The organism is Vreelandella sulfidaeris (assembly GCF_042429665.1).
Lineage (GTDB): Bacteria > Pseudomonadota > Gammaproteobacteria > Pseudomonadales > Halomonadaceae > Vreelandella.
Genome location: NZ_JBHMAC010000016.1, coordinates 273,839 through 296,112 on the forward strand (window position 1 = coordinate 273,839; position 22,274 = coordinate 296,112).

Consider the following 22,274-nt stretch of genomic DNA (forward strand, 5'->3'; position numbering starts at 1 on the left):
CTCACGCGCTCTGCTGTTGACCGATAGCACGCCACGCCGAGGCGATATCTTCAAGCAAACGCTCGGCCTGATTTAAGCTTTCTTGATCATTACGTAGATTAGCCGCTAACAGCAGGCGCGAAATATAATCGTAGAGTGAGGCCAGGCGCTCTGCAATTTCCCCACCCTGCTCCTGATCAAGCGCAGCGGCAAGACCATTATTAACAATATCCAGTGCTTTTGAGATCGATTTACCTTTCTCAGCGGTATTGCCATCCTGCATATGAATGCGAGCTGCACGAATAGCCGTTTGGGCACCATCAAACAACATCACAATAAGTTGATGAGGGTCTGCCGACATCACTCCGCTTTCTACGCCGACGCGCGCATAAGCGTTTGCTCCCCGCCCATAGGCAGCGCCACCGCGAGAGTAAGTCATAATCAGAACTCCTTTACGTGGTTTTCTTATTGCCCTATGGGGGCCCACGAATGTGAAAAAATACAAATAAATAGTGAGCTGTGCTCGACTACTAATAGTTATCGGCGCGAAACAGAAGGACTTTAACGCCTTGGGATGCTTTTTTGTGTCGTAATAAGCAACAGTAAAGCCCCGTTATTCTTTGTTAACTCGCTATCGTTTTTATCATTTCAGGTAGAAACGGGCACCTCGCCTATACACTGGCCCAGCCGTTCAGCGATCCCTCCCCGCACAACTGTATTCACGTTGTCACGCATGGGCGCTTCTGCCTGTGGCGCCAGCAATACTTCAGTTGGGTTACCCTTGGCATCAATGCGCAAGATCCACCCTTGTTGCTGACTGGAGAAGCGCGCCAATGAGCCGACAGGCAGCCCTTTGAAATGTTCGATATAGCGTTTAACCCAGCGCATATCGAACTGTTGCGGACGCTGGAGTAGATGACGATAAATTTGTTGGGTTGTTTTAGCGGCTCGATCTACGCGATCGCGCCGCATTGCCTCCACCACATCAACGATAGCGCTTGCTTTAGACAGTTCACTTAGATCTGCACCGCTCAACCCGCCAGGGTAACCGCTACCATCAATACGCTCGTTGATTCCCCCAATAACCGCCTGCACAATCGCAGCAGACAACCATTGGCAGTTTTGCAGGCGATCAATGAGTAATTGAACATGCTCACTCACCGCCTTACGGTGATTCGCTTCAAAGTGGGGCGCTTTAAACAACACCTGAGGAATCAGCGCCTTACCGAGGTCATGGATAAGACCACTGGCAACAATAGCCTTGCGTAGCTCACGCGGCATGCTGGCACCGACAAAATCGAGCAAATGAATAGCGACCGCAATACCATGTCGCACGATCAGCGGCTCTGGAGATAAACACCGAGAAGCAAAGAGCAACGCTTCTCGATCCTCTTCATGCAGCTCCATGACGCGGTCAGCATAGCGAGAGAGCTGGCGCCCATTAATATCGCCTCCCTGCTGTAACGAAAGTAGCTGTGCATCCAGAAAAGCCGCCACTTTTACCAGCCGACGAGCCATAGGCGTCGCATAGCGCTGGATATCCCGGCGCCCAAGCAACTCTCTGGCGCCAGTGCGCTTATGCGATAGCGCAAACAGCGGGGAGGGCTGCCGCTCGCCTGGCTCTTCTTTTTTATAGCGAACAGCTTCGCGCTCTATTTCACACACAAAGTACCAAATCTGCCGCTCCTGCTCAGGACTACACTCAACGAAGTTGAAGCCAACTCGCAGCAAATGGCGCTCCGCATCTGTCTTTTGATGGCGAGCATTGCCCAGCACTTCAAAATACGTACCGTCAGGAAAGGTAAATGCTAACGTTAAAGGACTCACGGCTTCGGCCAACAGGCCGCTAGCCGCTAACGGCAGCTCAAGCTGGCAGCCGTCTTGGGATATATCCCGCAATTCGCCTTCGACCCGGTCATCACCACTCTGCAAGCTAGCTGAAACCACCATCCCCATACGTAGCTCAGCACGAAAAGACTCTCGCCGCTGCAGCACATCCAGCGTCTCAGGGTAATCACTGCAACATAAAAAGCGTCCGCCCGATTGACGTGTTTCCGTAAGATGCAACAACGGCGTCTGAACGACCTTACCTTGCGCCTGGCCGCGCAAGTAAAAAGCCGCTCCGCTTTGAAGATGGGAAAGCAGGTAGTCAATCGAGGAGAGATCCATCACCAGCGTTTCCCCCTGATGCTGCTCCATCAAAACAATGGGTTCTGGTCGAGCATCAGGTATGGCAAGGCAGAGCGATACACCGCCTGTTTCAATCAACGTATTCAGCAGAGATTCGATCATCGTTGTGTTTGCTGTTGTTTCAAACTCATCCTGCTGGGCTACCATTCTCGCCTCACTTGCTCTTACAGGTTAATTAGTAAACTGTTTTCATCTACTAGAAAGCGCAGCAGCATATCAGAAGCTAACAGCGTGCCGTATGAACAATAGCTATGGTTTTCATGCTTAATATGCAGCCTATTGACCTCAACAATACGCCGCAGGCAGTCACCAGCAAGCAAGGTCGGAATTAATGTCGCTCAAGGTATAAAGTTTTTTATCGAACTACCGATAAATACTTAGAGATACCCGAAAAAACGAGCTATGGCCGCCCTCTCTTGCCACTGCATTACCCGTGGCTGCCAAAGCTTACCCACAAGAGACAGGTGCCCCATGAGTTTACTACCCACTGATACCGTCGCTTCGCTAGCGTTAACAGCCAGCCCCTCCACTCCGAAACAACGACTTGAAAACACGCTGGCTCAGCTCGCCACGACCAATAGCCAACTGAAAAGCGCAGAAACCAATCCCAACAAGCACGAGTTCACATCTGGCGAGCTGATTGAGCCGATTGAGCGCATCAATGCAACGATGCGACCACGTGGATTGGAGTTTGAATTAAGCGAAGAAAGCTCACGCATTATTACACGGGTAGTAGACCGCGAGTCGGGAGAGGTCATACGCCAGATTCCAGCAGAAGAAGTAATAAAGATTGCTGAGCGGCTAGAAGAAATGCAGGGACAGATAATCTCATTAGAAGCTTAAAAACAAGGGAGCAGGCTACACATTGCGCGCCAATGGCCTGCTAACCTTTTAAACTTGCATATTTAAACCTGCATATTTAAACCTGCATATTCATCACGTCTCGGTATGCAGACACCAACCGGTTGCGAACCTGAAGCCCCATCTGAAAAGCAACACTGGCCTTCTGCATATCGACCATCACATCATTAAGCTGCAGGTTAGGATCACCGGCCTGAAACGCCATTGCCTGGCTGTTAGCGGTTTGCTGCAGGCGGTTAATGCGCTGGATGGAGGCCTGTAACTCACCGCCAAAGCCGCCGTTCCCCACAGCGGCTGCCGCCTGTGAACCACTCAATTGCTGAGTAGAGGCAGCCTGGGTTGCCATGCCTTGCATCTGCTGTAGTGCAGCCTGTATAGCGGGAGTACTCATACGCCTGCCTCACTTGTCGATAAAAAAACTAATGCGAAAAGCCTAACATCGAAGCGATTTACCTCATACGGACAAATACGCACAAAAAGCGAAGCTTATCGTTCCTTTAGGCTAGACCAGCCACCGGATAATGGCGTCCATCACAATTCCGCCTCATCTTTTTGGCGGATAACCTCGATTGACGGAAATAGCCTATGCCTTCTTTGGTGATGCGCCTGGGCCGGCGCCAGTTTCGCTTGATCCTACGGAGGGTCGTATGAGCGAGACCGGTGCAACGGCAGGCCGTCAAAACAGTACCAATCAAGCCGCGCCTCGTAGTGGTAATACGACCAGCGGCAATACCGAACGCGATCCTTCAAGCGGTTCGTCTTTTGATCGTGTACTGAAGCAACTGCGCGGTAATCCGCTGGTCGCTCTGCTTATTGCTGGAGCAGCGTCTATTGCGGTGGTGGTGGCGCTCTTTATGTGGGCAAGCAGCCCTGACTACCGCGTGCTTTACAGCAACCTAAGCGAAGCCGATGGCGGGAGTATCATTAACGAGCTTGATGCCCGGGCAATCCCTTATCAATTTAGCCAAAACGGCCAAGCATTAATGGTGCCAAGTGATCAGGTGCATACGTTGCGTCTGCAACTCGCGGAACAGGGCTTGCCCCGTGGGGGCAATCTTGGTCTGGAGTTAATGGATAGCCAAGCATTTGGTATTAGCCAGTTTGCAGAGCAGATTAATTACCAGCGTGGTCTGGAGGGCGAGCTTGCGCGCTCTATTGAATCACTAGGCCCCGTAGAAAAGGTCCGAGTCCATCTGTCACTAGCCAAGCCGTCGGTATTCATTCGCGATCGCGAACCCGCTAAAGCATCCGTCGTACTGACCCTCTTACCCGGCCGCGTATTAGGCGAAGGCCAGGTCAGCGCCATTGTCCACATGGTATCTGGTAGCGTTCCTGAGCTTGCTGCTGAAAACGTCACCGTGGTCAATCAAGACGGTCGATTACTATCAGCCGATACCAGCAATGGCAACGATCTGGACGGCTCGCAGCTTGAGTATATTGCCGAAGTAGAACGCTCTTACCAACAGCGTATCGAACATATTTTAACGCCTATTTTAGGCCGCGATAACGTACGCGCCCAAGTCGCTGCCCAAATAGATTTCTCTCGACGTGAGCAAACGTCAGAGCGCTACGGCCCCAACCAACCACCTAACGAAGCGGCTGTGCGCAGCCGTCAGCTAAGCCTTGCGTATGATGGCGAAGACCCATTGGCCACAGGCATTCCCGGCGCGCTAAGCAATACGCCTCCAGGCACCATGCCCTCACCTATTAACCAGGAAGAGGGAGAAGACGATGCACAAGCAGATAACGGCCAACAGGACGCTGCGCCTGGGGCGCTGCGCAACTTGCGCCAAGACGACGTTATCAATTACGAAGTGGATCGCAGTATCGAACATGTGCAACACCGTCTTGGTCAGGTAGAACGCCTATCTGCAGCAGTCGTCGTAAATTACCGCACCCAACTGAACGAAGAAGGCGAATGGGTTGATGTTGCGCTAACCGACGACGAGGTTGCTCAGATTGAGCGATTGGTTCGCCAAGCGATGGGCTTTTCGGAACGTCGCGGAGATGAGGTTGAAGTGGTTAATTCACCCTTTGCGCGCAGCGTTGATGAAACCGAAAATGTTGAGTGGTGGCAGCAACCGACCACGCTTTCTATTGCGGCCAGCGTGGGACGCTACCTAGTAGTGGCACTCGCAATCTTATTGCTCTACTTACTGATTTTGCGCCCTCTCATTAAGCGCTATACCCAAACACCGATGATGGCGACGGCGATGCCTGGCGGCACCTTCTCCACCAGCGTGGGCAGCGATGACAATGATGAGGGCGAAGAAGCCGCTGACGATAACGATGAGACGTATGCCAAACCAAAACGTCGGCGTAAAAACTCTCTTTATGAGCACAACCTCAACGACCTACGGGAAATGGCTCAAGAAGACCCCCGTATGGTTGCGATGATCATTCGTAGCTGGATGAACGCACATGAGTAGTTCAATTGCTGAAATGAGTGGCGCTCGCAAGAGCGCTATCTTGCTACTTGCCCTTGACGAAGATAGCGCTGCGGAAATTTTCAAATACCTAGGCGCCGCTGAAGTGCAAGAAATTAGTATGGAAATGGCCCGTCTTAATCAGGTCTCGCATGAAGATATGAAAGCGGTGCTTGAGGCATTCCATAAAGAAACTGAAGAGTTTGTCGCGCTTAATCTTAACTCCAGCGACCACATTCGCTCGGTGCTAACCAAGGCGCTGGGCAGCGAGCGTGCCACTAGCTTAATCGAAGATATTCTTGAGACGACGGGCAATAATTCAGGTATTGATGCACTGAACCTCATGGAAGCCTCGATGGTGTCTGAGCTTATCCGTGATGAACACCCGCAAATTATTGCCACGATTCTGGTTCACCTGGACCGTCATCAAGCGTCCGATATTCTTGAGCTGTTTGAAGAAAAACTCCGTAATGACGTCGTACTGCGTATCGCGACGTTCAGCGGCGTTCAGCCGGCTGCCTTACAGGAGCTGACCGAAGTACTCACCAGCATGCTGGATGGTCAAAACCTCAAGCGCAGCAAAATGGGCGGCGTAAGAACGGCGGCAGAAATTCTCAACTTGATGAACTCCTCACAAGAAGAGACGGCTATCGAAACGGTCCGCGCGCACAGCGAAGACTTAGCGCAGAAAATTATCGACGAAATGTTCCTGTTCGAGAATTTACTCGACCTCGACAATCGCGCTATTCAGATGGTACTTCAGGAAGTCGAGACCAACTCGCTGGTAGTGGCGCTCAAGGGCGCGCAAGATGCATTGGTGGACAAGTTCCTACGCAATATGTCACAGCGAGCCGCCGATTTAGTTCGCGAAGATATGGAAGCTCGCGGACCAATTCGCGTTTCCCAGGTAGAAACCGAGCAAAAAACCATCTTGCAGGTTGTACGTCGTTTAGCGGATTCAGGTGAGATTGTCCTGGCAGGCGGAGACGATGAGTATGTCTAATACTCACACTCCTTCATATGATCGTCATGGCGACTGGCGACGCTGGCAAATGGACGAATTGGCGGCACCGGCCAATCATCATAACCCCGCTAATGAGCCCCCCACTGCTCATCAACGCAAAGTGCAAGCGGCCCAAAAAGCAGCTGAACAAGCGCGCCAGCGTGAAGAAAGCGAGCGACAGGCACTTTATGAGCGCATTCGCCAGCAAGCCGAGGAAGAGGGCTACAAAGCAGGTTTTGAAAAAGGCCATGCCGACGGGCTCGAAACGGGATTAGCGGAAGGCGCCCGGCAGGCTCACGACGAGCTGCAGGAGCAAATCCGGCAGACGGTTACGCCGCTTAAAACGCTCGGCAAACAGTTTTCAGATGCCTTAGAGCGCATCGATGACACGATTGCCCATGACCTTGTTGAATTAGCGCTGGCCACCGGCAAGCAGTTGGCGTCCGATGCGTTGCTCAACACCCCCGAGCAGATCTTGGTTATTGTGCGCGAGCTATTGCACACCGAGCCGCCCCTGGTTGGCCAACAACGCCTTTGGCTCAACCCTAAAGATCACGCCTTGGTAGAAGAGCACCTTGGCCACGAACTTAGTGCGGCTAGCTGGAAGCTTCAACCCGATGATCAGCTTGCCCGCGGCGGCTGTCGCGTCACCAGCGCCCAAGGCGAAATTGATGCCACGTTCGAAAGCCGCTGGCTTGCTATTCAAGCCCAGCTACGCAAACGCGGCGTTCAGTCATCATCTTCTAACGCTACTTCATCGTAGGCGGATACGTTATGCCAGAATCCACCTGTCCCCATCAATATCGCTGGAACAAGGCCTTGCTACGCACACAACAACGCGTCAGCCATTTGCCACGTTACCGCAATAGTGGCCGCGTTATTCGGGCGACCGGCATGGTGATTGAGGTGGTAGGCTTACGGGTAGCCGTGGGCAGTGCATGTCGCATTGAGTTGCCGGGTAGCGACGGCCGCTTGGCTGCTAGCGATAAGCACGCGGAAGCAGAAGTCGTGGGCTTTGCTGGTGACAAATTGTTTTTAATGCCACTTGAAGAAGTCACGGGGTTAATGCCAGGCGCTCGCGTTTCACCGTTAGATGAAGGCAGCGGTAATAGCGCCCGCCGTTTTCCCATTGGTGATGGCCTGCTGGGCCGCGTACTGGATGGCAATGGCAACCCGCTTGATGACCGCGAGGCTATCGAAGAAATACCGCGAGCCACGCTCAGTACACCGTCCCTAAACCCACTTTCTCGTGCCCCTATTGAGGCGCAGATCGATGTCGGAATTCGCGCTATTAATGCTTTGCTAAGCGTTGGGCGAGGCCAGCGAATGGGGTTGTTTGCCGGCTCCGGGGTAGGCAAGTCGGTGTTGCTTGGCATGATGGCACGTTACACCAAGGCCGACGTCATTGTGGTTGGCCTTATCGGTGAGCGAGGTCGTGAAGTACAGGATTTTATTGATAATATCCTGGGGCCTGAGGGTCGACGACGCGCAGTGGTGGTGGCGGCACCAGCGGACACCTCTCCTCTACAGCGTCTTCAGGGTGCCGCTTACGCCACGCGGCTAGCAGAAGGTTTTCGCGACGAGGGTCGTAACGTACTGCTGATCATGGATTCATTGACACGCTATGCCATGGCACAACGTGAAATTGCCCTTGCCATTGGGGAGCCGCCCGCCACCAAGGGTTACCCACCCTCGGTGTTTGCCAAACTGCCCGGTTTAGTGGAGCGGGCAGGCAACGCAGAGCGCGGCGGCGGGTCCATAACGGCTTTTTATACCGTTTTGACCGAAGGTGATGATCAGCAGGATCCGATTGCCGATTCCGCTCGCGCCATTCTCGATGGCCACATCGTATTGTCGAGAACTTTAGCGGAAGCCGGGCATTATCCAGCGATTGATATAGAAGCCTCCATTAGCCGGGCGATGACCTCAATTACATCCCCCGAGCAATTGCAGGAAGCGCGTGTTTTCAAGCAGTTATTTTCACGTTACCAGCGCAACCGGGATCTTATCAGCGTCGGTGCCTACAGCCCTGGCCACGACCCTCAGCTAGACGAAGCGGTAAACCGCTTTCCCTCGCTGGAAAGATTCCTGCAACAGAACATTAATGAGTGTGCAACGCTTACCGAGTCGCGCGACGCATTGCATGCACTGGTTGGAGGGCGTACATGAGTACATCACAGCTCGACATGCTTACCGGCTTAGCCCGAGATGCTCGTGATCAAGCGGGAAAAGTGCTGGCTCAAGAGCGACGAACAGAGCAGCAAACCACGGCTCAGTTACAGTCACTGCTTAGTTACCGTGCCGAGTATGCCGAGCGTTTACAAAAGGCAATGCGTGACGGAATCGACCCTGCCACCATGTACAATTATCAACAATTCCTGGCCTCTTTGGATGCCGCCCTAAGCCGTGCTCGGCAAGCTCTTGCGGCTCAGCAGGCAAGCGTTCAACAGAGCCAAAAGAACTGGCAACAAGAGCAGCGCAAGCTCTCATCCTACGATACACTGGCGTCGCGTCGACTGTTAGAAGAGCACCGCCGCAGTGAGCGTCATGAGCAAAAAACTAACGATGATCTGGTGACTAGCCGTTTGGCTCGTCAGCATAACGACACTCCGCATTAGCGGTGCCAGGGGACTGAATATGAACATTCACCAGTTGCTTTCGGCCAGCCAAAGTTCGCCTCAGACACAGTCTCAAGGCGCCTTTAGCCGACCAGATTCAGCCAGCGGCCTTTTCGGACAAGCGCTACTTAAAGCGTCTGATGCCCAGCGTTTATCTGCCCCCATGGGCAGTGCTAACGATGCGGCCTCGACTCGCTCGCTCCAGACACCCTTGATGGCGCTCAATGCGCTTTTATCAGGGGCACTAAGCGTCGACGCCGAAGAATTAAAAACAGCGCTTGAATCTCTAGGGCTTGATATCAGTGAGGGAGATCTCTCTGAACTGTTCGCTCAGCTTCAACAGCCAGCTGCTGGTAACAGCGAAACAATACCGGCACTCAACGATGGTGTGGCGCCAACTCAGCTTGATGACATTGCCGCCCGCCTTGCGCTCATGGCTTCCTTTTCTGACGCGACTCCTCAGCAAGCGCAGTCAGAGGTATCGCTTGCCCCAGCGTTGCTGGAGTCCATCGCTGAGCAGCTCGACATTAGCCAAACGGAGGCCGCTCAGCTTGTTTCGGCACTAAATGGCTTGGTAAATCAGCAACCCACACCTGCCGATCCAGCGAAATCCATGGCAGGTGATATGTCGCGTATTACGGTGACCATGCCGACTATCGATGTACAGACTGCCCAAAGACAAACCGCTAATACTTTCTTTACCCAGGTTAATACTGCTGGAGCAACGTCTCAGATCAGCAGCGACGCTCTAATGGGCGCTCTGTTAACGGCAGACGGAACGATGAAAGGGAATACAAGTAATGAACACTTACTTACTGGTCTAGCCCTAAACGGTAGCAGTCACCCATCAGCGTTGGCGCAGCCTGCTGCAGGTTTAACGCCAACCACACCAACACAAGCCACGTTGGCAACGCCCGTAACGAGTTCTGCTTGGCCTCAACAGCTAGGTCAGCAATTGGTTCAGATTTCACAACGTGGTGGCGATCAGCTTGTACAGCTGCACTTGAACCCTGCTGAACTAGGGCCTCTGTCTATTTCGCTAAAATTTGGTGATCAGGGGGCTCAAGCCCACTTTTTATCCGCTCACGCTCAAGTGCGCCAAGTACTTGAACAAGCGATACCTCAGCTAAGGGAAGCACTAGCTGAGCAAGGTATATCGCTGGGTGAGACATCGGTAGGCGAACAACGCGACCCCAATGCCCAAGCCTTTGCCCAATCCGGTGGCAACCAGAACGCTGAGGGCAGTCAAGGTGGCGATGACAACGCATCCGATGACGCATTATCCCGGGTCGCCGATAGAAGCCCTCTTATTCTTGACGGTAGAGTCGACCTTTATGCTTAAAGGAGGCGCCTGAACAAGCATGACGTTTCAAGCACTCCTCACACGAGATAACTAAACCAAAAGATAGGCTTGCCAAGTGAGCCTGTTCATTTCATTACAGGCAGATGTGTTAGGCATAATACCTGACGAGTGATAAGTACGGAGTTCACAGGAATCACACATGGCAGAAAAAAGCGGTGGGTCTAAAAAGCTGCTCTGGATAATGGTTATCCTGGTATTGCTGTCGTCGGCAGGCGCAGCGGCAGCTATTTATATGGTGATGGATCAGCGCGATGGCGATACGGCCGCAGCAGATACGGAGGAGGCCATGGTGCGTGAGTCTCCCATCTTCATGCGTATTGAGCCATTTACTGTCAATCTTGCCGACGACAGCTACGGATCACGCTTACTCTATACAGGGGTAACGCTTCGCGTGGGCAATGAAGAAAGTAAAATGATTCTCGAAGAACATTTACCTCAAGTACGCAGTCGTTTGTTGATGCTTCTATCCGGCAAGCAGGCTGACGAACTTACCTCAATGGAAGGTAAGCAGCAGCTTACGCAAGAGATTGTTGACCGCCTGAGTGTTCCATTAACGGAAAATCAGCCGGCGCTTGATTTGCGTGAAGTTCTATTCACTGATTTTATTGTGCAATAACCCCGGGAACTGGAGCCGTTCATGTCACAGGACGATCTACTGTCCCAGGAAGAAATAGACGCGCTATTAAAAGGCGTTAGCGGGGACGACGAGCCCTCGCCTTCGGCCTCTCAACAGGCGCAAAATGAAACGCGTATTCGCCCATATGACCCCTCGACTCAACATCGTGTGATTCGAGAACGTCTGCATGCGCTAGATTTCATTAATGAGCGTTTTGCTCGATATTTTCGTACTGGTTTATTTAACCTATTAAGGCGTAGTGCGGACATCACTGTAGAGTCGGTACGCTATCAAAGTTTTAGCGAGTTCTCTCGCAATGTGCCGGTACCTACTAACCTCAACATTGTTTCGATGAAACCACTACGTGGTTCAGCCCTTGTGGTATTCCCTCCCAATTTGGTCTTCATGGTGGTCGATAACCTATTCGGTGGCGATGGCCGTTTTGTGACCAAATCGGATGGACGAGAATTTACCAACACTGAGCAGCGTATTATTCATCGCCTACTTAATCTGGCGATTGATGCCTACCAAGAAGCCTGGAAGGTGGTACATCCACTGGATATTAGCTTTTTACGCTCAGAAGTGCAGTCAAAGTTTGCCAACATTACTAATTCACCCAATGAAATTGTGGTGAATACCAAGTTCAATATTGAAGTGGGCAATCTATCGAGCAATTTCCAGATCTGCATGCCATACGCCATGATCGAGCCATTGCGCGACTTACTAGCGAATCCGATCAATGACAGTAACCATGATCAAGATGGTAGCTGGTCTCGCCGTATGGCGAGTGAGTTGCGCCAATCAGAAATAGAGTTGGTCGCGGAGTTTGCTCAAATACCGAGCCGTATTGCGCATGTGATGGGATTGAAAAAAGGCGACGTACTGCCGCTGGATATTCCGAGCACAATTACCGCCAGTGTTGACGGGGTGCCGGTGATGGAGTGTGAATACGGCAGTCAGCGTCGACAGCATGCGCTGCGTGTTTTACATATGATCGACCATGCCGCTATGAATAACGTATCGTCCAAGGACTTTATTAAAGGGTCTACGCGACAGAAAGCCAAGGAATCCAAAGCATGACTGATCCCAATAAGCCTAATCAGAACGTCTCTGAAGACGATTGGGCGGATGCCATGTCCGAGCAAGAAGAACCTACCTCCAGTGCCGACGCCGCGAGTGAAGAGGATGATCCTTGGGCTGCCGCCATGGCCGAGCAGGAGGCTGCTGAAGAGGTGGAAGACGAGCCTGCCGAGGCAGCGCCGGAAGCACCTGCCTCCAAAGCCAAGTCTGCTAGCGACGATATCTTTCGTCCACTGAGCCCGGATAGCGGCGCATCGTCGGCGCGTGAGCTAGAAATGATCATGGACATCCCGGTGAAGCTAACCGTGGAGCTCGGGCGAACAAAGCTTACCATCAAGCAGCTACTGGAGCTGGCCCAAGGCTCCGTGATTGAACTTGAAGGTCTTGCCGGTGAACCGATGGATATCCTCATAAATGGCTATTTAATCGCCCAAGGGGAAGTCGTTGTTATCGAAGATAAGTACGGTATTAGGATTACTGAAATCATCACCCCCTCTGAACGTATTCACAAATTGAACCGATGAGTGCTGTCCCCACCACTGCGCAAAACGGCTCGCTTGATGCGCTTGGTAACGGTGGCGAGGCATTAGTAGGCATGGCTGTCTTAGGGAAGACAGCCGCTGCTTTAGCGTTAGTCATTGCGATCATATTCATTTGTACATGGCTGTTGAAACGCTGGAGCAATCTTCATACCCGCCAAGGAGCTCACCTACGCATCGTAGGGAGCACAGCCGTGGGCAACCGTGAGCGTATTGTTATTGTTGAAGTGGAAGATACTTGGCTAGTGGTCGGTGTTGGCAATGGCCATATCACCAAACTACATGAGCGACCCGCTCCTGAAGAGCGCTCGTACACAACGTCGGTAGCCCCTTCCTCACGTTTTTCTCAACGTTTATCACAAGCGTTAGCGAGTCGACGAAGTGACTCCTCAGCTCCCATTGATTCACAAAAGACGCCATGAGGCACCGGATGCTTGTTCCTAAGCCCTGTAAGCCCATTCCTGCTAAGGGCTTTGCCCTGTGCTGGTGCTGGTTGGCCTTGGCCATTATGGTTTGCTTGATAGCACTGCCAGCGCACGCTCAACAAATACCCGGCATTATTTCTCAGCCGTTAGAAAATGGAGGGCAGCAGTGGTCGCTTTCACTTCAGACACTGCTCTTTCTCAGCTCGCTAGCGTTTTTACCTTCCATGTTGCTCATGATGACGAGCTTCACACGCATTATTATTGTGCTTAGTTTATTACGCACAGCAATGGGAACCCAAGCGACGCCTCCTAACCAAGTGCTGCTAGGGATTGCGCTGTTTTTAACGTTTTTTATTATGTCGCCGGTACTGTCGCAAGTGTATGACAATGCCTGGGTACCTCTTAGCAATGAAACAATTAATTTCGAGGATTTTTTATTACTTGCCCAAGAGCCGTTTCGCGAATTTATGCTCGCCCAGACACGTGAACCTGATTTGGCCCTATTCGTTCGCTTAGCGGATGTCGGACCATTACAAGGGCCAGAAGAACTGCCGATGCGAGTATTGCTACCTGCCTATGTGACTAGTGAACTGAAAACGGCGTTTCAAATTGGTTTTACCATTTTTATTCCTTTTCTCATCATCGATCTTGTAGTGGCCAGTACCCTAATGGCACTGGGTATGATGATGGTGCCGCCCATTACGATTTCACTACCTTTTAAGCTGATGCTATTTATCTTAGTCGATGGCTGGCAGCTTATTATTGGCTCCATGGCTGAAAGCTTTTATATGATTTAGCACTACAGAATATAAATTTTTAGCTTAACCAAGTCGTGTTTTGATATACGCCCATGAGGATTTCAGAGATGACCCCAGAAATGGTGATGAGCATTGCTTACCAAGGCATGCGCGTAACCCTTTTACTTGGTGCTCCCATTCTTCTGGTGGCTCTATTTACCGGCTTAATCATTAGTTTATTTCAAGCCGCGACGCAGATAAATGAAATGACATTAACCTTTATCCCTAAAATCCTGGCTGTTTTTACAGTGCTCGTATTGGCAGGGCCCTGGTTGATTGGCTTAATTACTGATTTTACCCATCGATTGTTTACCAATATCCCTAACATGGTGATGTAACGCCATGGTTGAAGTCACTTTCGCACAGCTACAGACGTGGCTAGTGGCTTTCTTGTGGCCGTTTGTGCGTATTACTGCCTTTATGGCGGTCTCGCCACTATGGGGACACTCCAGCGTGCCAAATCAAGCTAAAATAGGCTTGGCGGCGCTCGTGTCTATTGTCATCGCACCGATACTACCTGCTATGCCGGATATTGCTATCATGTCCTGGGCAGGTATTGGCATCATGATTGAGCAGATTCTGATTGGCTTAGCGATTGGCCTCGTCATGCATATTGTCTTTGCGGTGGTACAGGCAGCAGGGGATTTTATTGGTTTACAGATGGGCCTGGCATTTGCGAGCTTCTTTGATACCTCAAGTGGCACCAATATCATGGTGCTATCGCGCATCCTCTATATGATCACATTGCTGATGTTTTTAGCCATGAACGGCCACTTGATGGTACTGGAAACGTTGATCATGAGTTTCCAAACGCTACCTATTGGCATTGGCACCTTCAACCCTGGCGCCTTTGAACTGCTCGTCCGCTACGCTGGCACTATTTTTGCCTCAGGTATGCTACTGGCCCTACCGTTGGTAGGCTCACTACTGACGATCAACTTGGCTTTGGGGATTCTCAATCGTTCCGCGCCTCAGCTCACGGTGTTCAACATTGGTTTCCCAACGTCTCTCATCGTGGGCTTAATACTCATGATGGTACTGATGACCGATATGAGTAGCTTTTTGGAACGCTTATTTTCCCAAGGGCTGGCATTTATGCAGGGTTTAATCGAAACAATGGCGCCCTTAAACTAACTTAGCCAACTCACGATCCTGGCTCAGAATAAAAATCCCCGCACTCAACATGACGAAACGTCACGAAAAGCACAGGGATTATTAATCAATAAGCGTTAACAATAACCTGAATTAATGCAAGCTAAGCTTACATATAGTTAAACAGCGATAATCCTTTAATATCTACAAACGCTTTTTGCGATGCCTGCATACCGATTTGGCGTAAGCTGTATTCAGAAATCGCTTCCGCGTAATCCAGATCGACTAAATCAGATAACGTCTGATCGTAGTTCAGCATTCTGTTACTACCCACCGAATCGATCACATCAAGCTCGTTTAAACGTGCCCCTGCAGAGGCGCGTACGGTCAGTACGTTATCCAGGCTATTGTCCAGATCGCGCATGGCAGTATTTAAAGTATTACGCATATCAGCTTTCTTGGGCGCATCATCAGCAGGGTTTTCTAATACTCTAATGGCTTCTTCCATTGTACGGAATAAATCAGCACCCCGAGAAGCTCCACCCGCTTTCGCTACAAGGATGGAATCCTCATCGACGGGCTCACCTTGTAGAGTAATGGAAATACCCCCAAAAGTTACTTGCTGTCCAGCCTCCCCTTCGCCTCCTGTATAAGCAACATTGGTCAGGGTAGGGTCAGCCGGATCGGCAGGAGACCAGGTAGAAGTAGTGTCGTCAAACGTTTCGACATCGAATGTATTGGAACTAGTAAAGGTGATACGAAAGTCTGCTGCGTTGCCAATATCGCTTATTTGCGGACCGCGAAAAGTCACATTGCCTTGATTAAGCGTACCATCTTCTTTCTTTGCTTCAGCCACGTAGCCAGCACCGCTCGCTACGCTTTTGAAAATCGTCTCACCATTATCGGCTACTGGCATTAAACGTGTCGCGTCAACCCGCTGTTCGCGTACGTTACCGTCGCCCTTATATTGCACACTGTCATTGCTATCTTTGGCAAACGGAGGCTGGTTATCTTTATAACCGCCAAACAGGTAACGGCCATTACCATCCGTAGAATTGGCTTGGCCGAGCATCGTTTCATAAACGCCTTTCAGCTCACTCGCTATCGATTTGCGGTTAGCGTCAGTGAGCGTGTCGCTGGACGCCTGGATTAATAGCCCTTTAGCACTAGTAATCGCATCACCAATGCTATTGATAATGCTTTCAGTTTGAGAGAGCGAATTTCGAGCTGAAACACGCGAGTCGCTGTACTGCTCGGTAACCGCCTTGGCTTGATCAACACCCACTGCACGTGAAGCAGCTTGTGGATCGTCAGAGGGGTTCACCACACGCCGTCCGCTGGCAATCTGTTGGCTGACTTTCATCAAGTCGCCTTGCTGGCGATTCATGGATGCCGTGCTTTGCTCGAACATGGTAACGGTACTAATACGCATAACTTAAGCTCCCGAATTAACCGCGCAGGTTCAAGATGGTGTCCATCAGCGTTCCTGCGGTGTCGATCACACGCGCATTGGCTTGATAGTACTGTTGATAACGAATCAAGTTAGCCGCCTCTTCATCTAAATTGACGCCAGACTCGGATTGCTGCACCGCGCGTAGCTGGTCGGTCAGGCCTTGACGCGCATCCAGGTTGACCTGGGTGATATTGGCACGGTTGCCTACGTCGCTAACAATGGAGGCATAAGCGCCTGTAACCGTGGCCCCTGCACCCACAATTGATTCCGCTTGCAGGTTCTGTAGTGCAAGTGCGTTGCGGTTATCACCAGAGGCAGAGATAATCCTTTGGCTAACGTTTAACGTCGCCGTGTCAGCCGGTAGTGAATCTAGTTTAAAGCTGAATCCATCAATTACAACGTTATCGTCAACTGCTACTGTCACATTAGTAGCATCCGCAGCATAAGTAGTCCCTCCAACCGTGATAGCGGTTGGTGGAGTTACTGTCAGCTTACCGGTGTCATCCACTTTCAATTCGTAGTTTTTATTATCGGCAAAAGCGGTTTGAGACGTTTGCAAGTCACTAACATCTAAATTGCCTGTGCTTTTAAATGAATTAAGTGTGCTGCCTCCGCCGTTCTCAAATCCTGCATCACCAGCGGCTATCTTATCGGCATCAGCAATTGCGGTATCCATGCCGTTAGCGGCACGTCGCACCGGCTGAATTTCAAAGCGATCACCTTCGGCAACGGTGGTTCCACTGTTAAACGCAAGCGTCACACCACCAAACGTTATCTCACCAGAACCAGTAGCGGCATCCCAACCGGATACGTCAACGTAATTGGCATTATCTGGATCAGTGCTATCGAGCACTTGACCATTATCGTTACGTGTCACGATGGGGTTACGAGCGGCATCGAATGCCACGGTATAGTCGGTAGCACGCAACTTATCAACAGTGGTCGTATCAAACTGAGCCGATGTTAATAGATCGGGCTCGCTATTGCCTTTATAGCCATAGGATTGCGGCGCACGCACTTCAAAGAAGTCTTCCCCTTTTTCACCATTAAGGTCTACGCCTAACTTGTGCTGCTCATTGAAAGCCGTCGCCAATGATACGGACAGTTGACCTATCTGGTTCTGAGTCTTATCCAGTGTCTCTGAGCGGAAGGACATCAATCCGCCTAAAGTGCCCCCCTTAATGGTCGACTCATCTAGCTTGACTAAATTACCGCCACCATCTCGATAGCCCACCACGGTACGTTGAGGGTCGTAATCGGCTTGAACGGCCTCCAATTTGAAGGAGTTAGTGCCGGTAACGAGAGGCTGACCATTAGGCAAACTAATATTGTAGGTTTTGCCATCCTGAATATTCAGGCGTAAGTCCATACGCTCATTAAGCTCTGAAACCAGTTGATCGCGCTGGTTCAGCAAACTATTGGGTGCCTCACCGCTTCTGGCACGGGCCAGAGAAATTTCTTTATTCAGTCCGGCAACCTGCTCAACGGTATTGTTGATTTGGGTCACTTCATCTTTGATTTGCCCGTTGATATTGCTCTGCATATCCTGCAAGTAGCTATCAAACGAGCGGAACTGTGAGCTTAAGGTATTAGCTGTACCCAATACGCCCTGACGCGCAGCGGGATCGGAAGGAGAGCTGGCTAAATCTTCAAGAGATGAGAAAAACCCCTGCATTAAAGGCGCAAGCCCCGCTGCGCGGTCTGCCAACAGGTTATCGATTTGCGAGACCTGATTGTTATAGGTCTCAAGCGCACTCGACTGTGTCTTGGCATTATTCAACTGGCTAGCGACGTAGGTATTGAACTGACGCTCAATAGCATTAACTTGAACACCACCTCCGGCACGGCCCTCGCCCAACTGAGTCAGTTCGCGATTGTAGCCAGGCGTGAAGATGTTACTAATATTATTACTGCTGGTGTTTAAGGCATTCTGCGCCGCATTAAGGCCGCTTAAGCCAATTGAATACATGCTCATGGTCTACTTCCTTAAGGCCGATACCAATCTCTTTTATTAGTATCGGCAGTGCACAGAAAAACTTGAGGGAGTTGCTAGCGAGAATCTGCCAGGAAATTGCCGGTATCAATAGCCGAGCCCATGGTATTCATCACGGCTACCAGCTTGTCAGCATACAATGGATCAGTCGCATACCCACCCCGCTGGAGTTCTCTAGCGGCCTGTTCAGCTGAAGATGCTTGTAAAACACCAGCGTAGCGTGGGTTGTTGCCGATTAAGCCGGCGTAGTCGGTGAAGGCATGTTCGAACGAATCATAAACGCGGAACGTATCAACGACTTGAGTGCGGCGACCATTAATGTATTCGTGAGTGACAATATCAGTCGTTTTACCTTCCCACTGGCTACCGGCCTTGATACCAAATACGTTATAGCTATTCGACCCGCTACGGGTGGTAATTTCGTGACGCCCCCAGCCGGTTTCAAGCGCGGCCTGGGCCAAAATCAATTCGGCAGGTACGCCAGTGTTAGCACTGGCTGCTTGCGCGGGAGCCGTCAGCGTTTGAATAAAGTGATCAACATGGTCTGCACTCCTGCGCACTTGCTGAGTCACTGCACCATCAGGCCTTGCGCCTGCTTCGACAGGCGTCGCTTCTACACCCTTACGGATAGCCTCTAGCTCAGCGAGGAATCGCCCACCGCCAGTAGTGTTCATATTTTCATTGCCACTTGAATCTGCGATAAATGCATCATCAAGTACGCGAGGTGCTCCCCGCGGGATACCAGCAATAAGCGCCTGTAATTCACGATCAGGATTGGTGCCAGCAGGCGTCTTAGAAATAGCTCCCTGGCGCTCCAACTGCTCAACGAGGACATCAGCAAGGCCCATTCCACGTGACGCCATTACCTGTGACCACTGTTGATCCAGCATCGATTGATACGTATTCGTCGCGCTGCTGTCCATCAGCCCTGAGCTGGGTATCGCCTCACGCATACTTTTCATCATCATCTGGATGAACAGCGCTTCAAACTGTTGAGCGGCGCCATTGACACCTGCTTCGGGGTCGACCCGCGCAGTGTGTTGAAGTCGCTGAAAGCCACCGACATCCAGCGCGAACTGATTCGACATATCGTTAGCGTTCATTAAATGACCACCAGCTCTGCGCGTAGTGAGCCCGATGCCCGCAACGCTTCTAAAATCGACATTAAATCCTGTGGCGTGGCGCCTAACGCATTCAGTGCATTGACCACTTCGTTGAGCTGAGCGCCCTCTACAATCTGTAAATAGGCTTCCTGTTGCTCAATATCAATGTCAGCATTGGGCACGACGACCGTCTCACCCTGGCCAAAGGGCGCAGGTTGACTCACCCCAAATTGAGTATCAATCATGATGGATAAGCTGCCGTGGGCGACCGCTGCCTCACGCAAGGTGACTGCACTGTTCATCACGACAGATCCCGTACGTGAGTTCAATACGACCCGTGCAGGCGCCTCTGTGGGTGTTACCTGAATATTTTCAACACGGGCCATAAAATTGACGCGCGCATTATCATCCATCGGGCCATCAAGGGCGATGACACGGCCATTACGAGCATAGGCAACTGACTGACCAAACTCGTTATTGATCGCCGACACCATGCGCTGCACGGTGCCAAAATCTGAATTGTTCAGCTGTAATTCTAGTGTGCCGCCATTGCCCCCCAAGTTCAGAGGCACGCCCATCTCCACTAGTGCACCGTTGGGGATACGGCCAGATGCCTGCTGATTGATTTGCACACTGCTTCCACCCGCCTGAGCGCCTGCGCCGCCCACCAGCATATTGCCTTGGGCAATCGCATAGGTTTCGCCATCGGCACCTCTTAAAGGTGTCATGAGCAGCGTCCCGCCTCGTAAACTTCGCGCGTTAGCAATCGACGAGACCACAATATCCAAACGCTGGCCAGGTCTTGAAAAAGGCGGAAGGTCAGCCGTCACCATCACGGCAGCAACGTTTCGCAGCTGCAAATTCGTACCTGCTGGAACAGTCACGCCTAGCTGGGAAAGCATATTCATCAAGCTTTGACTGGTAAACGGGGCCTGGGTCGTTTGGTCACCGGTGCTATCCAAGCCAACGACCAAGCCATAGCCCACTAACTGGTTATCACGTACGCCGGCAAAACTGGCCAGTTCGCGGATACTTTCCGCATGGGCAGGAAAAGCCAGCAGGCTCATCAGCACAAACGCACTAAACTGAATAAGCCATGAATGGATAGTTCGACCACCATTTAACCGCATCGCTACTGCCTCCTGGTGCTCTTCCTCAGGAAGGTCTTCCCCTGAAAGGCTGGTTACTGGTAGCTCTGTCATTGGTTGCTCCATAGCCTAGAAAGGAGAGACATTCAGGAAGAAGCGCTGTAGCCAGCCCATGTGTTGTGCTTCATTAATATAGCCGTCCCCAACATACTCAATACGCGCGTCGGCAACCTGGGTAGAGGGCACTGTATTTTGAGCAGTAACAGTACGTGGATTAACAACACCAGAAAAACGAATAAACTCGGTTCCCTGATTGATGGCTATTTGCTTTTCACCACGCACGCGCAGATTGCCGTTATTCATGACCTCTAACACGGATACTGTGATGGTTCCGGTAAAGGAGTTGTTAGCTTGCGATCCGCCGCTGCCCGAAAAATCATTCTGGCCGGAAACGTCAAACCCATATTCTGCGAGTGTATCGAGAACATCAGGGAGTTGACCCAATTCAAGGTTCGCGCTACCGCTGCGCCCTGCATTGGATTGCGAATTTTTGCTCGCGCTGACCTGCTCATCCAAAACGATTGTTAAAATGTCGCCAACTGAGCGCGGCCGACGATCTTCAAACAATGGCTGGTAGCCTTGCCTCGCCTGGTAAATAGATCCGTTTGGAATGGGTGGCGGGCGGTCAGCAATACTGATCTGCTCTTGCTCACCCACTACGGACGCACGTGGAATTTGCGCGCACCCGGCAACAACCAATAAGAAAAGCACCAGCCCCGCTAGCGCAATACGACGTGACATGTGGTGCAACTCCAGCATAGCCCAACCTATTGTAAATAAGCCTTGTAAGTAACAAGCGTTACAGCTGGCTCAAGCGTGCCAACATCTCGTCGCTGGTAGACACCGCTTTGCTATTAATTTCATAGGCGCGCTGGGTCTGAATCATATTGACCATTTCTTCAACGACATTGACGTTGGAGGTTTCCACAAAGCCTTGAAACAACCGACCGGCACCATTCATCCCCGGCATGTTTTCGTTAGGTGCCCCGGAGGCCCCTGTTTCCAGGTAGAGGTTGCCGCCAATGCTTTGTAGGCCAGCTGGATTAATAAACGTGCTGACGGTAATTTGCCCCACTTCATTATCGAGGGCGACGCCTGGCTGGCGAACGCTCACCGTACCGTCTTCCCCAATGCTTACTGACAGTGCATTGGCCGGTAAAAAGATAGCAGGCTCAACGGGATAACCATTGGCGGTCACCATTTGGCCATTTTCGTTTAACTGAAAACTGCCGTCGCGAGTGTAGCCTGTGGTTCCATCCGGCATTAACACCTTGAAAAACCCTTGGCCGCTAATCGCCAGGTCACGTGAGTTTTCAGTCTGCTCCAAGCCACCCTGGGTATGCAGACGCTCAGTGGCTACCGCACGTACACCGGTACCCACCTGCATGCCTGAAGGCAGTCGATCCTGAATGTTATTCTGGGCACCGGGCTGACGCATGTTTTGATATAGCAAATCTTCAAATACCGGGCGTGAGCGCTTGAAACCATTCGTGCTCACGTTAGCCAGGTTATTTGAAATGACATCAAGCTTGGTTTGCTGAGCTTCCAAACCGGTTTTAGCTGTCCACAATGACTTAATCATAATTAT

23 protein-coding genes are annotated in these 22,274 nt (G+C 51.3%); 14 read left to right on the forward strand and 9 right to left on the reverse strand.

Annotation, left to right across the window (positions count from 1 at the left end):
* Nucleotide 1: 1 nt before the first annotated feature.
* Both fliS and ACFFLD_RS19885 read right to left on the reverse strand, forming a co-directional pair.
* Complete coding sequence (gene fliS / locus ACFFLD_RS19880; RefSeq protein WP_386043350.1) at nt 2-418, reverse strand: flagellar export chaperone FliS; 417 nt, start codon at nt 416-418, stop codon at nt 2-4.
* Nucleotides 419-627: 209 nt separating this feature from the next.
* Nucleotides 628-2,316, reverse strand: a complete 1,689-nt coding sequence (locus ACFFLD_RS19885) for an HD domain-containing phosphohydrolase (protein WP_386043352.1) — start codon at nt 2,314-2,316, stop codon at nt 628-630.
* 324 nt (nt 2,317-2,640) lie between these two features.
* Here ACFFLD_RS19885 and ACFFLD_RS19890 point away from each other — a divergent pair, with 324 nt between their 5' ends.
* Entirely contained in the window at nt 2,641-3,012 is a 372-nt protein-coding gene (locus tag ACFFLD_RS19890) for a flagellar protein FlaG (RefSeq protein WP_386043354.1), read from the forward strand.
* Nucleotides 3,013-3,088: 76 nt separating this feature from the next.
* Here the strand turns inward: ACFFLD_RS19890 and fliE are convergent, their stop codons facing one another.
* On the reverse strand, nt 3,089-3,421 hold the full coding sequence (fliE, locus tag ACFFLD_RS19895; protein ID WP_386043356.1) for a flagellar hook-basal body complex protein FliE: 333 nt from the start codon (nt 3,419-3,421) through the stop codon (nt 3,089-3,091).
* A gap of 256 nt (nt 3,422-3,677) precedes the next feature.
* On the opposite strand from fliE, the gene fliF reads away from it, so the two are divergent.
* The 13 genes from fliF (at nt 3,678) to fliR (ending at nt 15,031) form a co-directional block, all read left to right on the forward strand.
* Entirely contained in the window at nt 3,678-5,459 is a 1,782-nt protein-coding gene (gene fliF, locus ACFFLD_RS19900) for a flagellar basal-body MS-ring/collar protein FliF (RefSeq protein WP_386043358.1), read from the forward strand.
* The gene (fliG, locus tag ACFFLD_RS19905; protein WP_386043360.1) at nt 5,452-6,459 is read left to right on the forward strand and encodes a flagellar motor switch protein FliG; all 1,008 of its coding nucleotides are present in this window, start codon (nt 5,452-5,454) and stop codon (nt 6,457-6,459) included. Before fliF ends, fliG begins: the two co-directional genes overlap by 8 nt.
* Nucleotides 6,452-7,222 carry a flagellar assembly protein FliH gene (locus ACFFLD_RS19910; RefSeq protein WP_386043417.1) on the forward strand — a complete coding sequence of 257 codons (771 nt, stop codon included), beginning with the start codon at nt 6,452-6,454 and terminating at the stop codon, nt 7,220-7,222. The genes fliG and ACFFLD_RS19910 overlap by 8 nt, the downstream gene beginning before the upstream one ends.
* An 11-nt stretch (nt 7,223-7,233) precedes the next feature.
* Entirely contained in the window at nt 7,234-8,628 is a 1,395-nt protein-coding gene (fliI, locus tag ACFFLD_RS19915; protein ID WP_386043362.1) for a flagellar protein export ATPase FliI, read from the forward strand.
* Nucleotides 8,625-9,077, forward strand: coding sequence for a flagellar export protein FliJ (gene fliJ / locus ACFFLD_RS19920; RefSeq protein ID WP_386043364.1), 453 nt, complete (start codon nt 8,625-8,627; stop codon nt 9,075-9,077). The genes fliI and fliJ overlap by 4 nt, the downstream gene beginning before the upstream one ends.
* Nucleotides 9,078-9,096: 19 nt before the next feature.
* The gene (locus tag ACFFLD_RS19925) at nt 9,097-10,419 is read left to right on the forward strand and encodes a flagellar hook-length control protein FliK (protein ID WP_386043366.1); all 1,323 of its coding nucleotides are present in this window, start codon (nt 9,097-9,099) and stop codon (nt 10,417-10,419) included.
* Nucleotides 10,420-10,579: 160 nt separating this feature from the next.
* Nucleotides 10,580-11,056, forward strand: coding sequence for a flagellar basal body-associated protein FliL (gene fliL, locus ACFFLD_RS19930; RefSeq protein ID WP_386043368.1), 477 nt, complete (start codon nt 10,580-10,582; stop codon nt 11,054-11,056).
* Nucleotides 11,057-11,077: 21 nt separating this feature from the next.
* Nucleotides 11,078-12,136 (forward strand): flagellar motor switch protein FliM, encoded by a 1,059-nt coding sequence (gene fliM, locus ACFFLD_RS19935; protein ID WP_386043370.1) that lies wholly within the window; start codon nt 11,078-11,080, stop codon nt 12,134-12,136.
* Complete coding sequence (gene fliN / locus ACFFLD_RS19940; RefSeq protein WP_386043372.1) at nt 12,133-12,660, forward strand: flagellar motor switch protein FliN; 528 nt, start codon at nt 12,133-12,135, stop codon at nt 12,658-12,660. The genes fliM and fliN overlap by 4 nt, the downstream gene beginning before the upstream one ends.
* Nucleotides 12,657-13,097, forward strand: a complete 441-nt coding sequence (fliO, locus tag ACFFLD_RS19945) for a flagellar biosynthetic protein FliO (RefSeq protein ID WP_386043374.1) — start codon at nt 12,657-12,659, stop codon at nt 13,095-13,097. The genes fliN and fliO overlap by 4 nt, the downstream gene beginning before the upstream one ends.
* An 86-nt stretch (nt 13,098-13,183) precedes the next feature.
* Nucleotides 13,184-13,897, forward strand: a complete 714-nt coding sequence (gene fliP / locus ACFFLD_RS19950; protein ID WP_386043419.1) for a flagellar type III secretion system pore protein FliP — start codon at nt 13,184-13,186, stop codon at nt 13,895-13,897.
* A 68-nt stretch (nt 13,898-13,965) separates the two neighbouring features.
* Nucleotides 13,966-14,235: a flagellar biosynthesis protein FliQ gene (fliQ, locus tag ACFFLD_RS19955; RefSeq protein ID WP_386043376.1), complete on the forward strand. Its 270-nt coding sequence runs from the start codon at nt 13,966-13,968 to the stop codon at nt 14,233-14,235.
* A 4-nt stretch (nt 14,236-14,239) separates the two neighbouring features.
* Nucleotides 14,240-15,031, forward strand: coding sequence for a flagellar biosynthetic protein FliR (gene fliR / locus ACFFLD_RS19960; protein ID WP_386043378.1), 792 nt, complete (start codon nt 14,240-14,242; stop codon nt 15,029-15,031).
* Between the two features lie 127 nt (nt 15,032-15,158).
* On the opposite strand, the gene flgL is transcribed toward fliR, so the two are convergent.
* From flgL to flgG, 6 genes are all read right to left on the reverse strand, one after another.
* Entirely contained in the window at nt 15,159-16,421 is a 1,263-nt protein-coding gene (flgL, locus tag ACFFLD_RS19965) for a flagellar hook-associated protein FlgL (protein WP_386043380.1), read from the reverse strand.
* Between the two features lie 16 nt (nt 16,422-16,437).
* Nucleotides 16,438-18,417, reverse strand: a complete 1,980-nt coding sequence (flgK, locus tag ACFFLD_RS19970; protein WP_386043382.1) for a flagellar hook-associated protein FlgK — start codon at nt 18,415-18,417, stop codon at nt 16,438-16,440.
* A gap of 74 nt (nt 18,418-18,491) precedes the next feature.
* The gene (flgJ, locus tag ACFFLD_RS19975) at nt 18,492-19,538 is read right to left on the reverse strand and encodes a flagellar assembly peptidoglycan hydrolase FlgJ (protein ID WP_386043384.1); all 1,047 of its coding nucleotides are present in this window, start codon (nt 19,536-19,538) and stop codon (nt 18,492-18,494) included.
* On the reverse strand, nt 19,538-20,668 hold the full coding sequence (locus tag ACFFLD_RS19980) for a flagellar basal body P-ring protein FlgI (RefSeq protein WP_386043421.1): 1,131 nt from the start codon (nt 20,666-20,668) through the stop codon (nt 19,538-19,540). The genes flgJ and ACFFLD_RS19980 overlap by 1 nt, the downstream gene beginning before the upstream one ends.
* A gap of 87 nt (nt 20,669-20,755) precedes the next feature.
* Entirely contained in the window at nt 20,756-21,445 is a 690-nt protein-coding gene (locus tag ACFFLD_RS19985) for a flagellar basal body L-ring protein FlgH (protein WP_386043386.1), read from the reverse strand.
* A 40-nt stretch (nt 21,446-21,485) separates the two neighbouring features.
* Nucleotides 21,486-22,268 (reverse strand): flagellar basal-body rod protein FlgG, encoded by a 783-nt coding sequence (gene flgG / locus ACFFLD_RS19990; protein WP_386043388.1) that lies wholly within the window; start codon nt 22,266-22,268, stop codon nt 21,486-21,488.
* Nucleotides 22,269-22,274: the final 6 nt, after the last annotated feature.

Excerpts from the sequence above, each read along its gene's own strand:
- fliS (WP_386043350.1), bottom strand. The coding sequence starts at position 418 with ATGACTTACTCTCGCGGTGGCGCTGCCTATGGGCGGGGAGCAAACGCT.
- ACFFLD_RS19885 (WP_386043352.1), bottom strand. The coding sequence starts at position 2,316 with ATGGTAGCCCAGCAGGATGAGTTTGAAACAACAGCAAACACAACGATG.
- ACFFLD_RS19890 (WP_386043354.1), top strand. The coding sequence starts at position 2,641 with ATGAGTTTACTACCCACTGATACCGTCGCTTCGCTAGCGTTAACAGCC.
- fliE (WP_386043356.1), bottom strand. The coding sequence starts at position 3,421 with ATGAGTACTCCCGCTATACAGGCTGCACTACAGCAGATGCAAGGCATG.
- fliF (WP_386043358.1), top strand. The coding sequence starts at position 3,678 with ATGAGCGAGACCGGTGCAACGGCAGGCCGTCAAAACAGTACCAATCAA.
- fliG (WP_386043360.1), top strand. The coding sequence starts at position 5,452 with ATGAGTAGTTCAATTGCTGAAATGAGTGGCGCTCGCAAGAGCGCTATC.
- ACFFLD_RS19910 (WP_386043417.1), top strand. The coding sequence starts at position 6,452 with ATGTCTAATACTCACACTCCTTCATATGATCGTCATGGCGACTGGCGA.
- fliI (WP_386043362.1), top strand. The coding sequence starts at position 7,234 with ATGCCAGAATCCACCTGTCCCCATCAATATCGCTGGAACAAGGCCTTG.
- fliJ (WP_386043364.1), top strand. The coding sequence starts at position 8,625 with ATGAGTACATCACAGCTCGACATGCTTACCGGCTTAGCCCGAGATGCT.
- ACFFLD_RS19925 (WP_386043366.1), top strand. The coding sequence starts at position 9,097 with ATGAACATTCACCAGTTGCTTTCGGCCAGCCAAAGTTCGCCTCAGACA.
- fliL (WP_386043368.1), top strand. The coding sequence starts at position 10,580 with ATGGCAGAAAAAAGCGGTGGGTCTAAAAAGCTGCTCTGGATAATGGTT.
- fliM (WP_386043370.1), top strand. The coding sequence starts at position 11,078 with ATGTCACAGGACGATCTACTGTCCCAGGAAGAAATAGACGCGCTATTA.
- fliN (WP_386043372.1), top strand. The coding sequence starts at position 12,133 with ATGACTGATCCCAATAAGCCTAATCAGAACGTCTCTGAAGACGATTGG.
- fliO (WP_386043374.1), top strand. The coding sequence starts at position 12,657 with ATGAGTGCTGTCCCCACCACTGCGCAAAACGGCTCGCTTGATGCGCTT.
- fliP (WP_386043419.1), top strand. The coding sequence starts at position 13,184 with ATGGTTTGCTTGATAGCACTGCCAGCGCACGCTCAACAAATACCCGGC.
- fliQ (WP_386043376.1), top strand. The coding sequence starts at position 13,966 with ATGACCCCAGAAATGGTGATGAGCATTGCTTACCAAGGCATGCGCGTA.
- fliR (WP_386043378.1), top strand. The coding sequence starts at position 14,240 with ATGGTTGAAGTCACTTTCGCACAGCTACAGACGTGGCTAGTGGCTTTC.
- flgL (WP_386043380.1), bottom strand. The coding sequence starts at position 16,421 with ATGCGTATTAGTACCGTTACCATGTTCGAGCAAAGCACGGCATCCATG.
- flgK (WP_386043382.1), bottom strand. The coding sequence starts at position 18,417 with ATGAGCATGTATTCAATTGGCTTAAGCGGCCTTAATGCGGCGCAGAAT.
- flgJ (WP_386043384.1), bottom strand. The coding sequence starts at position 19,538 with ATGAACGCTAACGATATGTCGAATCAGTTCGCGCTGGATGTCGGTGGC.
- ACFFLD_RS19980 (WP_386043421.1), bottom strand. The coding sequence starts at position 20,668 with ATGCGGTTAAATGGTGGTCGAACTATCCATTCATGGCTTATTCAGTTT.
- ACFFLD_RS19985 (WP_386043386.1), bottom strand. The coding sequence starts at position 21,445 with ATGCTGGAGTTGCACCACATGTCACGTCGTATTGCGCTAGCGGGGCTG.
- flgG (WP_386043388.1), bottom strand. The coding sequence starts at position 22,268 with ATGATTAAGTCATTGTGGACAGCTAAAACCGGTTTGGAAGCTCAGCAA.